Annotated in this window: 14 protein-coding genes; 10 read left to right on the top strand and 4 right to left on the bottom strand. The window is 63.8% G+C overall.

What is annotated here, in order from left to right:
* The 4 genes from AC3WK8_RS06700 (at window position 1) to AC3WK8_RS06685 (ending at window position 2,588) form a co-directional block, all read left to right on the top strand.
* A complete protein-coding gene (locus AC3WK8_RS06700; RefSeq protein ID WP_053130527.1) occupies window positions 1-645 on the top strand; it encodes a hypothetical protein in 645 nt (214 codons plus the stop codon).
* Complete coding sequence (locus AC3WK8_RS06695; RefSeq protein ID WP_178087995.1) at window positions 623-1,291, top strand: hypothetical protein; 669 nt, start codon at window positions 623-625, stop codon at window positions 1,289-1,291. Before AC3WK8_RS06700 ends, AC3WK8_RS06695 begins: the two co-directional genes overlap by 23 nt.
* 305 nt (window positions 1,292-1,596) lie before the next feature.
* Window positions 1,597-1,911 carry a DUF2388 domain-containing protein gene (locus AC3WK8_RS06690; protein WP_031320216.1) on the top strand — a complete coding sequence of 105 codons (315 nt, stop codon included), beginning with the start codon at window positions 1,597-1,599 and terminating at the stop codon, window positions 1,909-1,911.
* A gap of 11 nt (window positions 1,912-1,922) precedes the next feature.
* Window positions 1,923-2,588 carry a TIGR02466 family protein gene (locus AC3WK8_RS06685; protein ID WP_103324284.1) on the top strand — a complete coding sequence of 222 codons (666 nt, stop codon included), beginning with the start codon at window positions 1,923-1,925 and terminating at the stop codon, window positions 2,586-2,588.
* A 46-nt stretch (window positions 2,589-2,634) separates the two neighbouring features.
* On the opposite strand, the gene AC3WK8_RS06680 is transcribed toward AC3WK8_RS06685, so the two are convergent.
* Window positions 2,635-3,084 (bottom strand): hypothetical protein, encoded by a 450-nt coding sequence (locus AC3WK8_RS06680; RefSeq protein ID WP_103324285.1) that lies wholly within the window; start codon window positions 3,082-3,084, stop codon window positions 2,635-2,637.
* Between the two features lie 642 nt (window positions 3,085-3,726).
* Here AC3WK8_RS06680 and AC3WK8_RS06675 point away from each other — a divergent pair.
* Window positions 3,727-4,029 (top strand): hypothetical protein, encoded by a 303-nt coding sequence (locus AC3WK8_RS06675; RefSeq protein ID WP_146043241.1) that lies wholly within the window; start codon window positions 3,727-3,729, stop codon window positions 4,027-4,029.
* A gap of 144 nt (window positions 4,030-4,173) precedes the next feature.
* Window positions 4,174-5,223 (top strand): hypothetical protein, encoded by a 1,050-nt coding sequence (locus AC3WK8_RS06670; protein ID WP_146043242.1) that lies wholly within the window; start codon window positions 4,174-4,176, stop codon window positions 5,221-5,223.
* Between the two features lie 96 nt (window positions 5,224-5,319).
* Here AC3WK8_RS06670 and AC3WK8_RS06665 read toward each other — a convergent pair whose 3' ends face one another.
* Both AC3WK8_RS06665 and AC3WK8_RS06660 read right to left on the bottom strand, forming a co-directional pair.
* On the bottom strand, window positions 5,320-6,435 hold the full coding sequence (locus AC3WK8_RS06665; RefSeq protein WP_256592249.1) for an MFS transporter: 1,116 nt from the start codon (window positions 6,433-6,435) through the stop codon (window positions 5,320-5,322).
* 133 nt (window positions 6,436-6,568) lie between these two features.
* Window positions 6,569-7,708, bottom strand: coding sequence for an alpha/beta hydrolase (locus AC3WK8_RS06660; RefSeq protein WP_103324287.1), 1,140 nt, complete (start codon window positions 7,706-7,708; stop codon window positions 6,569-6,571).
* A 101-nt stretch (window positions 7,709-7,809) separates the two neighbouring features.
* Here AC3WK8_RS06660 and AC3WK8_RS06655 point away from each other — a divergent pair, with 101 nt between their 5' ends.
* The gene (locus AC3WK8_RS06655; protein WP_103324288.1) at window positions 7,810-8,703 is read left to right on the top strand and encodes a LysR family transcriptional regulator; all 894 of its coding nucleotides are present in this window, start codon (window positions 7,810-7,812) and stop codon (window positions 8,701-8,703) included.
* A gap of 24 nt (window positions 8,704-8,727) precedes the next feature.
* Here AC3WK8_RS06655 and AC3WK8_RS06650 read toward each other — a convergent pair whose 3' ends face one another.
* On the bottom strand, window positions 8,728-9,639 hold the full coding sequence (locus AC3WK8_RS06650; RefSeq protein ID WP_103324289.1) for a LysR family transcriptional regulator: 912 nt from the start codon (window positions 9,637-9,639) through the stop codon (window positions 8,728-8,730).
* Window positions 9,640-9,824: 185 nt separating this feature from the next.
* On the opposite strand from AC3WK8_RS06650, the gene AC3WK8_RS06645 reads away from it, so the two are divergent.
* The 3 genes from AC3WK8_RS06645 to mrdA all read left to right on the top strand — a co-directional run bounded on the left by AC3WK8_RS06645 (window position 9,825) and on the right by mrdA (window position 14,050).
* Window positions 9,825-10,202 carry a peptidoglycan-binding domain-containing protein gene (locus AC3WK8_RS06645; protein WP_085598762.1) on the top strand — a complete coding sequence of 126 codons (378 nt, stop codon included), beginning with the start codon at window positions 9,825-9,827 and terminating at the stop codon, window positions 10,200-10,202.
* A 76-nt stretch (window positions 10,203-10,278) separates the two neighbouring features.
* Complete coding sequence (locus AC3WK8_RS06640; RefSeq protein WP_103324290.1) at window positions 10,279-11,970, top strand: peptidoglycan D,D-transpeptidase FtsI family protein; 1,692 nt, start codon at window positions 10,279-10,281, stop codon at window positions 11,968-11,970.
* Between the two features lie 157 nt (window positions 11,971-12,127).
* Entirely contained in the window at window positions 12,128-14,050 is a 1,923-nt protein-coding gene (gene mrdA / locus AC3WK8_RS06635; RefSeq protein WP_103324291.1) for a penicillin-binding protein 2, read from the top strand.
* Window positions 14,051-14,078 lie beyond the last annotated feature (28 nt).

Genomic DNA, 14,078 nt, shown 5'->3' with positions numbered 1-14,078 from the left:
ATGACCGATGCCCAACACCCCGATTCCGCCCTCCCGCCCATGGCCGAGCATCCCCAGGCCGCCCAGCGCCAGCGAGTGATCGCCGAGCTGCAACAGGTGATCGAGCGCGTGCCCGAGCAGAGCGAGTTCACCAACACCCGCCGCTACCAGGTGTTCGGCCCGTTGCTGACCCTCGCGTCCCTCGGCGCCCTGGCCCTGGGCCTGCACCAGGGCAAGACCGGCCTGCTGCTCTGCGGCCTGTTCCTGACCCTGCTGTTCGCCGTGGTCAGCTGGCAGCACCGCAACGCCGGCCAGCAGGTTTTCATGCGCCTGACCCGGCGCCAGTTGTTCGCCGAGCCGTTGAGCGCGCCGGTCAACCTCACCGACGTGGTGGACATCCAGGTCAAGGACGAGCTGCTGCAAACCCTGCAACAACTGACCCTGCGCGCCGACGCCCCGCTGCCCAGCCATCGCCCGGTGCGCCAGCTGTTCGGCAACCAGGCCGTGGCCCTGCGCGACCCGCAACCGCAGATCCGCATCCACTCCGCCGGCCTGATGCGCGCCGGGCAAAAACTCAGCGTCGATGACATCTCGGCCCTGCTGGACGCCTACTGCCAGGCCGCCAACGCCCAGCAGCAACTGGATGAGCTGCAAGGCCGTGGATAACGCCGGCAAGGAAGCGTTACTGGAACAACTGCAAGCGGCCGCCGACGGCCCCCAGGGCCAGTGCGAGATTCATGAGCGCTGCCTGGGCCAGGCGGCCCTGCTGGCCCTGCTCTCGGTGCTGTTGCTGGCCATCGGCGGCTGGTTGGCCAGCCTGCCCACGGCCTGGCAGTTGCACTCGGCCCAGCTGTTGTTCTGGGGGCCTGGCGCGCTGCTGCTCGGCGCCGGGCTCGCCGGCCTGATGGGGGCCGAGGCCCTGCGCCGGCGCCACGGCCAGCGGGTGCTGGCACTGAGCGCCGACAGCCTGCAGTTCGCCAACGCCGCCGAACCCACGCCCTGGACCTGTTTCGATGCCTTCGAACTGGAGCAGCGCCACCTGAGCCTGGCCGTGGTGTTCTCGGTGAGCGCCGGCCAGCGCGCGCCAGAGCTGGCCCCGGCCGGCTTCAAGGCCCTGGCCGCGCCCAACGCCCGGAGCGTGGCGGCGGGCATGCGAGTCCGCCTGTGGCTGTGCAATCCCATGCTCGACGGCCGACGCCTGGGCTTCGAAGACCTGACCGACCTGCTCTACGCCTACCTGGAGGCGGCCCAGGCCCGCCGCACCCTGGGCCAGCTGTTCCCCGAGGTGCAGCGCTTGGGCGCCAGGCCATAGCCCCTGCCCCGACTGAAACCGCTGCCGCACCCCGCCGCTGCTCTACCAGCAGAGGCGGCAGCGAACGCTCAGCCAACAGCGCTGAAAATAGGCGATCCGGCACTTAATTCGCCGCGCGAGGCGGCGGTTGCCGATAATCAATTCCTGCCTACTAAGGGCAACTTGAAAGTTGCCTGCAAAGTTCAAGAAAGACCCGCCCATCGCACTTTTTAACAATCTTTAGCAAAAGCCCTGAGGTTGCCGAAGGTTACCCGTTGGTAGGGTTCACCCCCGAATTTAACCCCAACTTAACCTTCGTAGATCCAATGAAACGGCCAAACTTTCCCCACCTGTTATGTGTTGTTTGCGGCCTGATGAGCATGCATGCCCACGCCACCAGTTTCGTCATGACCACCGATATTTCGGTCAGTCTCACCATGAGTGCGTCCAAAGGCACTAGCGGCTCGTTCAAGGACGACAAGATCGTGCTGGCCGCCAAGGATGACGCAGCGGCATTCGTCGCCAGTGACGGCGATATTCGCGGGGTCCGCATTGAAGCGGCATTCGCCAGGATTCGCCAAGTAACGGGGGACTCGCAACTCTCGGACCAGCAACTAGCCAGAGCCATCCTGGCGCTTTAAATGGAATTTACATGCCTCTTGCCAACACCCTCGTGGACCCGCAACTGATCAATATCCGCCATCTGTTCGCCACGCCGGTAGCGAGCCTGCGCCACCCCGATGCCCAAGCGCTGAATGTGCAACTCAAGGCCCTGATCGACAGCCGCATGGCCCAGGACCTGCACGGCACGCAGCACAGCAACGACGGCGGCTGGCAATCGGCGAGCGATTTCAACCTCTGGGGAGGAACGGCTTGCGAATCCCTGGTGCAATTCGCCAAGGACTTCGCCAGCCAACTCACTGCGGTGCACAGCGAACAACACGGCCTGGTCGAACCCAACTTCGAGTGGAAGATCAACGCCTGGGTCAACGTCAATCAGGCAGGCCATGCCAATGCACTGCATGGGCATCCCGGGGCATTCTGGTCCGGGGTCTACTGGGTCGATACCGGCGGGCGCGAAGAGCAACTGCAGGTGGGAGGCGATATCGAATTCATCGACCCCAGGGGCATGATCGCCTCGACTTACAACCCGGCATTGCGCATGCGCATCAAGGACTGTCTGGCAGCGGGCTTTGGCATCACCCAAGCACCAGAAAGTGGCACCTTCCTGATGTTTCCCTCATGGCTTTTGCATTCGGTACAGCGCTATTCAGGCAACCGGCCAAGAATATCCATCGCTTTCAACTTCGGTGTTTGAAACAACGTGCGATTTAACCGCGTTGATCGGCAGGCAGGTGCAACTTTCAGGCAGTAGGTCGCGCGATATTCAAACGATAAAAAGCCTCGTCCAGCGTCCGCAGAAGATTCGCCGGCGCTGCCGCAAAAAGTACCCGCAGCGCTTCGGTAACACGGTCATCGCGTTGCCCGCAGGCCGCAAGTGCCTCGACTGCGGCGCGAGGCACCAGGGTGGCGCGGGTCGCGTCGCACAAGATCGCCCACTGCCCTGTCGGGTACCACACCGTGGCAAACACCGCTGTTCCACGCTCCTCGTGCTGACGGGCATTGGGGTTGCCGCCCACATCCTGCAAGAGCCTCGGCAGCGCGTGGGGGCTGCTGACGAAAGCATGCTCCAGGCTGGCGAACTTGTGCGCCGCCAGGGTGTGGCGGCGCCAGGCACAACGCACATGGGCGGCGCCGAACTCCAGTGATTCGCCGGGCATTTCACGGACCTGGGTCCAGGATAAAGCGGTCATTGACAGCTCCTTGCGTGATATCCAGCACCCTGCATCGCTCTTGCTCGAAGCCTAGCTGGTCTCGAGCATTTCCCACTCCGGCCATCACAGGCCGCCCTGACCACCGGCCTGTGCCAGCAAATATGCATCTAAAGCTACTTCTGGCCATCAGTAGCCGTTGCTTCAACCCTGCAACATACCTAAGCGGGTATTGACGAGTCTGCCCCCATGCAACTGGCATCTACTCCCCCAAGAAGGTACCGACAAAAGCAATAAAACTTTGTATATAAAATCCGACACTGAAAATCAAAGTTCCTACCCAAGCCATCCCATGCATCAAAATATATTATTTCACTTTTAAAAACCCTTGACCTATAGCCTTCCTTATCGACCTCACGCACAAAACACCACTAAAACCTGAAACCCTTAACACTTTCAACAAGTTAGCCGGCAGCTAAAAAATATTCAAAAAAATAAAATTCACTTCAAATAAAAGCAGAGTGGAATTTTTTATCCCATGCTCTTAAATAGTAACCACAAACAAACCTACAACCTGACAACACTTAATATATAACCCGAATGCACTACCTCTACTCTCCACCTTGCCGATCGGCGAGAGAGTTAGTTACTTAACGATGATCGGTTAAAAGAAAGGAGCATCTGATGAAATACTTAGCAGGCTTCCTGGTATGTTTGCCGCTTCTGTCCGCAACGGCAGATGATCTGGGTACAACCACCAACTACGGCGTGGCAGGTCCCGGTGGCACGGAGATCGTGAACCAGACAACAAGCGTGCCCGTTTATACAACCGATGGCGGGACCTCCATCAATGGATTCAGCTCCACGACCGTAACGGGAGGTTCATCGGTCAACGGCTCAGGCGCTCCCATTCCCGATGGAACAATAGGTTCCCAGTCCAACACCAGCTATGGCGTAGGGGTAAGTATTCCGCTGGATAGCAAGTAGACACCCATGCGTATGCACTGTCAGTGCTGGAGGATCACCACTGACAGTGTTTCCTCATCGCAAACCGCATATCAAAAAGATCGGCACAACTGCAACTTGAGCACACAGAGGGCATGCATGATTTCATGCCCGGGGAGAACAATGATGGCCATTCTTCAACCGAGGATTCTGCTGGCATTGCTATTGAGCCAGTGGATGTCTGGTCAATGGGTATTGGCGGATGAAACCAATACTTTCTCAAACTTCGCCAAACTGGAGCAGGCCCTGCCACCAGAGATCGCGAAAGCCATTAGAAACGCACCGCTGACTCGCACGATCTATCCCGTATCGGGGGAGGAAAATTTTTCAGGGCAGATCCTGAAGGCCGATGAACTGGTCTTTCAGCAAGACTCACGTCTGGTGCTCAAGTCACTGGAGGCACCCTGGATCGTGATCGCAGCCAAGAAGTGGAAGTTCCTGAAACCCAACAGCCCCACCAAGATAGAACGTGACCGATATGTATCGGTGCAGAACGGAGCAGACGGCGCTAGCGGCCCCAATGGCGCCAATGGCACAGGTGAAATCAATAGGCAGGGCAACCCGGGGGCCCCTGGACTGCCTGGAGGCCCAGGCACGGACGGTGAAAGCAAGAACCTGCCGGTGATCTATCTCATTGCAGGCGAGATCAGCAGCCCCGACGGAGAGCCAAAACCCGGCTTCATCAACCTGAACCTGATCGTCAGGGGGATCAACAGCGGCAGTGGCGGCAAGGGAGGGCTGGGCGGCAACGGGGGCAAAGGCGCACCTGGCAAGGAAGGAGCAACCAGCGCCATTGATTGCAAGGAAGGTCCTGGTCGAGGCGGTCGGGGCGGCAATGCCGGGCAAGGAGGACAGGGAGGCCAGGGCGGTAAAGGTGGAAACGGCGCGGACATCGTCATCGTCTCGACCCAAGCCGGGCTTGAGCTGTTCAGCTACGCGAATATCGTCAATGCAGGCGGCCAGGGTGGCAGTGCCGGCGTGCCTGGGCGGGTGGGCGTCTATGGCGCCGGTGGTCGAGCGGCGGGCTCCAATGGATGGTGCAAGCCCGGCCAGCCCGGTGCTGCGGGTGAATATCCCGATCCCATCAACCTGGGTACCAGGGGCGATGGGGCCGATGGCGCGAAAGGCACCGTCACTGCCATTCAGGTCACTGACGTCAATGATCTTCTAAAATAGGGATGTTTCCCGGCACCACGGGATGCCGACGAAAGCCGGCATCCCCACCTCAATCATGGGGCAAGCCATGGACACGGCCGGCCACTCTCCCCGCTCCTACCGCGCCCGGCGTGAGGTCAACCAGGCCAGAACTGCTGCAAGCAGCAACAGCATCGCGCTCGCCAGGAAGGTCAGGCGATAACCGCTGCCATCGAACAGCAAGCCACCGAGGGTGGAGCCCAGCGCGATGGAGAACTGGATCACCGCCACCATCAGGCCGCCACCGGCTTCGGCATCTTCGGGCAAGACCTCGGCCAGCCACGACCACCAGCCCACTGGCGCTGCCGTAGCCACCATGCCCCACAGCGCCAGAAGGACAAAAGCGGCTTGCACTGTACTGCCCAGGACAATCAGGGCCAGGGCAATGGCGGCCATCAGCAGCGGGATGCCGATCAGGACACGATATAGGCCGGTTTTCAATACCGCGCCGATCACGACGGTTCCGGCAAAACCCGAAAGGCCGATGACCAGCAACAGGCTCGACAGCGTGGCAACGTCCACGCCGGTAACGATCTCCAGGAACGGGCGCAGGTAGGTGAACAGGACGAACTGCCCCATGAAGAACAGTCCCGCACCCAGCATCCCGTACCTCACCAAGGGACGGCTGAACAGTCGCCAGACCGGGCCCGCCGCCCTCCCCGGCTCCACCCTCATGCTGGGCAGGCTGAACCATTGCCAGACCAGGGCGATGAGCGCGACCGGGATCAGGCAGCAGAACGTCCCTCGCCAGCCAATGACACTTCCCAGGTAGCTGCCCAATGGCGCGGCCACCACAGTGGCCAGCGCATTGCCGCCGTTGAAGATCGCCAGGGCCCTGGGCACGCTTGGCGCGGGTACCAGGCGCATGGCCGTCGCCGCCGACAGTGACCAGAAGCCGCCGATCACGATGCCGATCAAGGCGCGTCCGAATAAGTACACCCCGTAATTGGGCGCCAGGCCCACAACCAGTCCTGATACACACATGGTGGCGGTCAGCAGCAACAACAGCGTCTTTCGATCCATCGTGCCCGCCAACCTGGGGATCATCAGGCTGGTGAGCACGGCGAAGACGCCGGAAATGGCTATCCCGTAACCGGCCAGGCCTTCGCTGATATGCAGGTCCGCGGCGATGGGCGTCAGCAGGCTGACGGGCATGAACTCCGAAGCAATGAGCACGAATACGCACAGCGTCATCGCCCAGATGCCACTCCAGCAGGCTGGCTGCGTGTGGGTTCCAGAACGGCCGAGTGCTGCGTCTGGCGGCCTATCGAATACTTGAGCCGTCATCGGCATACCTCATCCAGTGGTTGGTGTGTCGGCAAGGCTTTCAACCAGCCGGAGCCAGGTGGCGGGTGAAAAAAGAGCTGAGTGTGTTCCAGGGAATCAGGCCCGCGCGGTCGTACAGATCCACGTGGCCAGCACCTGGAACCCAAGCCAGTTCCTTGGGTTCGGCGGCACGCCGGTAGGCGTCTTCGCTGAATTCCCTGGAGTGCGCACGATCGCCAGTGATGAACAGCAATGGGCGTGGGGCAATCGTCTGGATGTCATTGAAGGGATAGAAATTCATGAATCGGACCTCACTGGTCAGCGCCCGATTCTGCGTCAGCTCCAGCGTCCTGCCCTTGGGAACATGCATGCCGCGTGGCGTGCGATAGAACGCCCAGAACTCCCGAGTGACCTCGTCGGTTTGCGGGTCAAGCTGCGCCGGCAGGTAATTCAGGAACTGCATCGTTGCGCTGGCAAACTCGCCGTAACGTTGCTCTGCGGCCCTGGCCAGCCTCGACTGGCGCTGCTCGCCGCTGACCGAATGGCCCAGGCCATGACGGGTCGCCGCCCCCATGTCGTACATGCTCACCGTGGCAATGGCACGCAAGCGCAGATCGATCTTGGCCGCACTGATGGCAAACCCGCCGCTGCCACAGATCCCCAGTACACCGATCCGGTCACGATCAACATCACCCCGGGTGCCCAGGTAATCAACCGCTGCGCTGAACGCATCGGCATAGATTTCCGGAGCTACCTGATTGCGCGGCAGGCCCTCGCTCTCGCCCCAGAACGGCAGGTCGATCGCCAGGGTGACGAAACCTCGCTCCGCCAGTTTTTGGGCATAGAGCATGGCGCTCTGTTCTTTGACCGCCCCCATGGGGTGGCCCACGATGATCGTCGGCGCCGGGACGCTATGGGCCAGCCGCTTGGGCATCACCAGATTGCCTACGAGGGTGAGATTGTATGAATTCCTGAAACTCACCCTACCTACGGTGACTTGGTCACTCTGATAAAAGTTGGCAGCGTCCTGCGGCAGGTCGACTGGCGAGCGCACATCGGCGGCGCTGACAGCACCATCGGCAACCGACAGCAGGCTCAGGGCGATGCTGACACCTGCGGTCTTTACCAGCTCGCGTCGCCCAAGCCCTTGAGGGCAAAAGTCCCCGTCCGCGTCAAGCAGGGATAGTGGTGTCTCGCTCATCGTCAGTGCTCCGTTCGAACTTCAGTCAACGGAGCTTGACCCATCGGCGATAACTTGATTAGTAGGCATAATCTTTATGCAGTTATGAGAAAAATTCAGTAATGGCCTCTCCCAAAGTCAATGACCTGCAAGCCTTCCTCGCGGTGGCACAAGAGCAGAGCTTCACCCGGGCCGCCGCCAGGCTCGGGGTTACCCCGTCCGCGTTGAGCCATACGATCCGGACCCTGGAGGAACGGCTGGGCATCCGTCTGCTAACCCGTACCACACGCAATGTGGCACCGACCGAGGCGGGAGAACGGCTGATGCGTTCGATCGCCCCGCTGTTCGAGCAGCTCGCGGCCGAGCTGGAAGCCCTGGGCGAGCTGCGTGACACGCCCAGTGGCACCCTGCGGATTTCCTGCACCGACGATCAGATCGAGCTGTGCGTGCGCCCCATGCTTGCCGGCTTCCTGCGGCAATACCCGGACATCACCCTGGAGTTCTACGTCGACTACGGGTTCACCAATGTGGTCGAGGAACGATTCGATGCGGGTATCCGCCTGGGCGAGTCGATCAGCAAGGACATGATCGCGGTACGTATCGGTCCCGATTGGCGGCTGGCGGTGGTGGGCTCGCCCCAGTACCTGGCGAGCCATCGGCCACCGGCAACACCCCATGAATTGACTCGCCATGAATGCATCAATATTCGTCACCGGCCATCGGGGACGATCTATGCCTGGGAGTTCGAACGCGATGGCCAGGCGTTCACGGTCAAGGCCGATGGACAGCTGGTATTCAACAGCATCATGCATGTGCTCAATGCCGCCGTTGATGGCCTGGGCCTGGGCTATGTGCCGGAAGAACTGGTCGCGCCGTACCTGGCCGATGGCCGGCTGGTGGAAGTCCTGGCCGACTGGTGCCCGGTGTTCCAGGGCTACCACCTGTACTACCCCAACCGGCGCCAGGCCTCGCCGGCATTCTCTGCGTTGGTCGAGGCCCTGAGATACCGCGGCTGAACCCGCTGGCCCCGCCCCCGCTACTCACTGCAGGAAAAAATGCTCCTTGATGCAATCCAGGATCAGGGCCTTGACCACCTGCATCGCTTCATCGTGCTTGCTGCCCACGCGCATGCCGATCTCCAGCTCGTAGGACGGCATCGGCACGGGACAGGGAAAGGTTTGCAACGAGGTGATCCGCGCCATCGCCCGGGCGGCGTGGGTCGGCACTGTGGTGATCAGGCTGGAGCCCACCAGCAGGAACGGCACGGCGGCAAAGTGCGAGGTCGAGACCTTGACCGTGCGTTTGTAGCCGGCGGCGTTCAGCCCTTCGTCGACGACGCCCACGTAGCCGGCCGAGGACACCAGCAGGTGCGGGCGCCCCGCGTAGTCTGCGGCGCTCTGGGGGATCGAGTTGTGGGCATCGGCGATGCACAGGTAGTTGCCCCGGCCCAGGCGGGTACGGGTCACCAGTTGGGACGAGAAGCCGCCGGCGCTGATGGCGATATCGACCTTGTGGCCCATGAGCATGTCCTGCACCACGCCGCTGTGGGTCTGGCGGAAGATGATCCGCAGCCCGGGCAGGCGCTGCTCCACCGCCGCCAGGATCTGTTGCCCGAGGGCGATCTCGCTGTCGTCGGAAAGGCCGATGGTGATGGTCCGGCCACGGGTCTCCCGGCCGCCCACCGACAGGCTCAGGGCCAGGCGGCAACGATCGATGGCCTCGCCGATCAGCGGCGCCAGCTCATTGGCCCGGGTAGTCGGACGCAGGCCACGGCCGGTGCGCTCGAACAGCGGATCGCCGTAGATGTCCCGCAGGCGCCCGAGAGCGGCGCTGACCGCCGGCTGGGTGACCCCAAGGCGAATGGCGGCGCGACTGGCCCCGCCCTCCTCGATCAAGGCGACGAACACCCGAAGCAGGTTGAGGTCCACCGCTTCGATATCAACTGAATTCATATCAGATAGCCTCTATAGCGCGTTGCTCTATATTCTAGCCTTCTTAAAATGTCCCCCATAACCTTTTATCGCCCACTAAGCGATTGAGCGATAAGGCTTTTCAAGCGACACAGGAATATCCGCAGCCGGTGCAACCCGGGCCCGATGGGCGCCAGGGAGGCACGACGGATACCAGGGGACTAGACATGAAACAGCATGCCAAGCACGGCGCAGCCCTGGCGGCCTTGGCCCTGCTGCTGGTGGTGCCTGCCGGGGCGTTGACGGCAACGCTGGCGAGCCAGGAAACGGGAACGGATACCGCCGGCCCCTGCTCAGCGCCCGAGCCACACTGCATGCAGGAGGCCCCAGGCTCGGCATCCGGCCAGCAGGTCATCAGCCAGTTGCAACGGGCGCTGGCCGCACGGGACTACTACCAGGGCCTGGTCGATGGCGTGGCAGGTGAACAGACCGCCCAGGCGATCTTCCTGTTCCAGATGGACTGCGAGTTGCCGCTGACCGGCAGCCTCAATGCCCGAATCCTCAAGTTGCTGCACATCCCCAGCCCTGCCTGGTTAACCGAATGACGCCACGGCTGGACCCGCCGTGTACGACCTCTTCAAGCCATCGACTGCCCACCGCGGGCCTGCAAAGCACTGCCCCATGACTCCAGCATCAACCACCCGCCAGCCCTGGCGCTTCAGCCTGGCCGTGGCCATCGTCGCCGGCATGGCCCTGGCGATCTGCGCACGGATCATCCAGCTGCAAGTGACCGACAAGGCCTTCCTGATCAAGCAGGGCGATGCCCGCAGCCTGCGGCACCTCGGCCTGCCCGCGTACCGGGGGCTGATCACCGACCGCAACGGCCAGCCGCTGTCGGTGAGCACCCCGGTCACCACCCTGTGGGCCAACCCCCGGCAGTTGCTCGAACAACGCCCGCATTGGCCGGCCCTGGCCCAGGCCCTGGAAATCCCGCCAGCCCGCCTGGAGGCCTTGCTGCTGGGCAATCGCCACAAGGCGTTTCTCTACCTGCATCGGCGCCTGGCACCGCAAGTCGCCGAACGCATGCTGCAGCAAGTGCAAGCGCTCAAGATCGACGGTGTGCACGCCGTGCAAGAGTCGCGGCGCTTCTACCCGGCCGGGGCGACGGCGGCCCATGCGGTGGGTTTCACCGATATCGACAACCGCGGCAGCGAGGGCATCGAGCTCGCCTATGACCCACTGCTGAGCGGGCACGATGGCTTGCAACGGGTGCTGAAGGATCGGCGTGGGCAGTTGATCCAGGACCTGGGCGTGTCCCGCCCGGCCCGGCCCGGCCAGCACCTGGCGCTGTCCCTGGACCTGCGCTTGCAGTACGTCGCCCATCGCGAGCTGCACCAAGGCATCGAGGACAACGGTGCCGATGCCGGCAGCGTGGTGATCCTAGACGTCAAGACCGGGGAGATCCTCGCCCTGGCCAACCAGCCCAGCTACAACCCCAACAACCGCGCACAACTGAGCCCGGCAATGATGCGCAACCGCGCCGTGGTGGACGTGTTCGAGCCAGCCTCGACCATCAAGCCGTTCTCGGTGGCGGCGGCCCTGGAAAGCGGGCGCTGGAAACCCGGCGACAGCGTGCACGTCGACACCGGCACCCTGAAGGTCGGCCGCTACACCATCCGCGATGCCTCCAGGACCGCCGGCGAAACCCTGGACCTGACCGGCATCCTGGTGCGTTCGAGCAACGTGGCGATCAGCAAGGTGGCCTTCGACATCGGCGCGCCACGCATCCATGACCTGCTGCAACGGGTGGGCCTGGGCCAGGCAACGGGCCTTGAATTTCCCGGCGAACGGCTCGGCGTGCTGCCCAACCGGGCAACCTGGCACCCGAGCGAAACCGCCACCCTCGCCTACGGCTACGGTCTCTCGGTCAGCGCGGTGCAACTGGCCAGGGCCTACGCCACCCTGGCCAACGGTGGCGTCCGCCTGCCCTTGTCGCTGCTGCGGCTATCGGCGCCGCCCAAGGGCGTGCAGGCCATGGCGCCGCAGGTGGCCAACCGCGTGCGGGACATGCTGGTGCAGGTGGTCGAGGGGCCGCGGGGTATCTACCGGGCGCGGGTCGCGGGTTACCAGGTGGGCGGCAAGAGCGGCACGGCGCGCAAGACCGGTGCCGGAGTCCAGGGCTACCTGGCGCGCTCCTACCGGGCGATGTTCGCCGGTTTCGCCCCGGCTGCCGCGCCGCGCTACGTGATCGTGGTGGTGGTGGACAACCCGCGCCAGCACGGCTTCTTCGGCGGCCTGGTAGCGGCGCCTTTGTTCAGCCGGATCATGGCCGAGACCCTGCGCCTGAACCAGGTCGCCCCGGACCCGGGCTGAGGCCAGCCCATGTCCATGCTCGTGCGCATCCGTCCACCGCCACGGCCCGCCGCGCTCCGACCCACGATCGTGGTTGCCCCCGGCGACCACCGCCAATGTTCCCCATGCTGGCCGGCCATCCGCCTGGCCGGTCACTGCCCAGCCCCAAGAGTCTTCGATGCCAGAGCACACTCCCTTCCACGATCAGGTCGACAACCAGCGGATCGTCAACCGCCGCATCATCGCCAGCGCCGTGCTGGTGATCGTCCTGACCTGCGCGCTGGTGGGCCGGCTGTACGTCCTGCAGGTGACGCAACACGACTATCAAGTGGCGGTGTCCGAGAAGAACCGCATCCACCTGCGCCCGATCCCGCCGCCCCGGGGCCTGGTGTATGACCGCAACAAGGTGCTGCTGGCGGGCAACGTACCGACCTTCAACCTGTTCCTCACCCGCGAGCGGGCCGGCGACGTGGCAACGGTGATCGCCCGCCTGAGCCGGATCCTCGGCCTGGACGCCGGGCAACAGGCGCGAATTGCCAAGTTGCTGCAACGCCGTGGGCGGGCCTTCGAGCCGCTGATGCTGCTGCCGGACCTGAGCGAGCGGCAGATCGCCCTGATCGCGGTGAACCAGTTCCACCTGCCGGGGCTGGACGTCCAGGCGCAGTTCTCGCGGGTCTATCCCTTGGGGGAACATTTCGCCCACTCGGTGGGTTATGTCGGGCGGATCAACGAACAGGAATACTCGCGTCTCGACCCGGCCAAGTACCTGCGCAGCCAGTTGATCGGCAAGACCGGCATCGAGCGTTTCTATGAAGAGGCGCTGCATGGCCGCATGGGTTACGAAGAGGTGGAGACCAACGCCCAGGGCCGGGTCATGCGGGTACTGCGCCGCCAGCCACCGGTGCCGGGCCAGGACGTCGTGCTGAGCCTGGACGTGCGCTTGCAGGGCGCCGCCGAAGCGGCCCTTGGCGAGCGCCGGGGCGCGGTGGTGGCCCTGGACCCGGACACCGGCCAGGTGCTGGCCATGGTCAGCCGCCCGAGCTTCGACCCCAATCCCTTCGTCAAGGGCATCGGTGCCGGGGCCTATGCCGCCCTGCGCGACTCCGCCGACATGCCGCTGTTCAACCGGGTGCTGCGCGGGCTCTACCCGCCCGGCTCGACCATCAAGCCCATGGTGGTGGTCGCCGGGCTCGACAGCGGCGTGACCACCCCGAGCCAGCGGGTGTTCGATCGCGGCTACTACGAACTGCCCAACTACCGGCACAAGTACCGCAACTGGAATCGCGGCGGCGATGGCTGGGTGGACATGTACGACGCGATCATGCGGTCCAATGACACCTACTTCTACGACCTGGCGCACAAGCTGGGCATCCGCCGGCTGCACGACTACCTCAGCGAGTTCGGCCTGGGGCAGCGGGTGTCCATCGACATGTTCGAGGAGTCGCCCGGGCTGATGCCATCCCCGGAGTGGAAACGCGCGAGCCGCCGCCAGGACTGGTACCCCGGGGAGACCCTGATCCTGGGGATCGGCCAGGGCTACCTGCAGGTCACCCCGCTGCAACTGGCCCAGGCCACCAGCCTGATCGCCAGTCGAGGGATCTGGCACCGGCCGCACCTGGCGCTGTCGGTCGGCGGCCAGGCTCTGGCCGACCCGCAACCGCTGCCGGACATCCGCCTCAAGGACCCGCAGACCTGGGACCGGGTGATCCAGGGCATGCAGATGGTCATGCACCACCCACGCGGGGTCGGGCGCCGGGCGGCCCGTGGCGCGCAGTACCGGATCGCCGGCAAGAGCGGCACCGCCCAGGTGGTGGCGATCAAGCAGGGCGAACGCTACAACCGCGCCAAGACCCATGAACGCCACCGCGACAACGCCTTGTTCGTCGGCTTCGCCCCGGCCCAGCGCCCGGCCATCGTGGTCGCCGTGATGATCGAGAACGGCGAGGCCGGCGCCCGGGTGGCAGGCCCGGTGGTGCGCCAGGTGATGGACGCCTGGCTCTTGGATGACAGCGGCCGGCTCAAGGCCGAGTACGCCGTGCCGGCCGCCGGGGAGCAGGCGACGCTCGGCGAACCACGGCGCGCCGCCAGCGCAACCCTTTGAGGCCCATGCCGGGCCCATCGCCAACCGC

The organism is Pseudomonas sp. FW507-12TSA (assembly GCF_058781435.1).
This window is presented reverse-complemented; position numbering and strand designations above follow the sequence as displayed.

Coding starts and splice junctions, on each gene's coding strand:
- AC3WK8_RS06700 (WP_053130527.1), top strand. CDS start 1: ATGACCGATGCCCAACACCCCGATTCCGCCCTCCCGCCCATGGCCGAG.
- AC3WK8_RS06695 (WP_178087995.1), top strand. CDS start 623: ATGAGCTGCAAGGCCGTGGATAACGCCGGCAAGGAAGCGTTACTGGAA.
- AC3WK8_RS06690 (WP_031320216.1), top strand. CDS start 1,597: ATGAAACGGCCAAACTTTCCCCACCTGTTATGTGTTGTTTGCGGCCTG.
- AC3WK8_RS06685 (WP_103324284.1), top strand. CDS start 1,923: ATGCCTCTTGCCAACACCCTCGTGGACCCGCAACTGATCAATATCCGC.
- AC3WK8_RS06680 (WP_103324285.1), bottom strand. CDS start 3,084: ATGACCGCTTTATCCTGGACCCAGGTCCGTGAAATGCCCGGCGAATCA.
- AC3WK8_RS06675 (WP_146043241.1), top strand. CDS start 3,727: ATGAAATACTTAGCAGGCTTCCTGGTATGTTTGCCGCTTCTGTCCGCA.
- AC3WK8_RS06670 (WP_146043242.1), top strand. CDS start 4,174: ATGGCCATTCTTCAACCGAGGATTCTGCTGGCATTGCTATTGAGCCAG.
- AC3WK8_RS06665 (WP_256592249.1), bottom strand. CDS start 6,435: ATGACGCTGTGCGTATTCGTGCTCATTGCTTCGGAGTTCATGCCCGTC.
- AC3WK8_RS06660 (WP_103324287.1), bottom strand. CDS start 7,708: ATGAGCGAGACACCACTATCCCTGCTTGACGCGGACGGGGACTTTTGC.
- AC3WK8_RS06655 (WP_103324288.1), top strand. CDS start 7,810: ATGGCCTCTCCCAAAGTCAATGACCTGCAAGCCTTCCTCGCGGTGGCA.
- AC3WK8_RS06650 (WP_103324289.1), bottom strand. CDS start 9,639: ATGAATTCAGTTGATATCGAAGCGGTGGACCTCAACCTGCTTCGGGTG.
- AC3WK8_RS06645 (WP_085598762.1), top strand. CDS start 9,825: ATGAAACAGCATGCCAAGCACGGCGCAGCCCTGGCGGCCTTGGCCCTG.
- AC3WK8_RS06640 (WP_103324290.1), top strand. CDS start 10,279: ATGACTCCAGCATCAACCACCCGCCAGCCCTGGCGCTTCAGCCTGGCC.
- mrdA (WP_103324291.1), top strand. CDS start 12,128: ATGCCAGAGCACACTCCCTTCCACGATCAGGTCGACAACCAGCGGATC.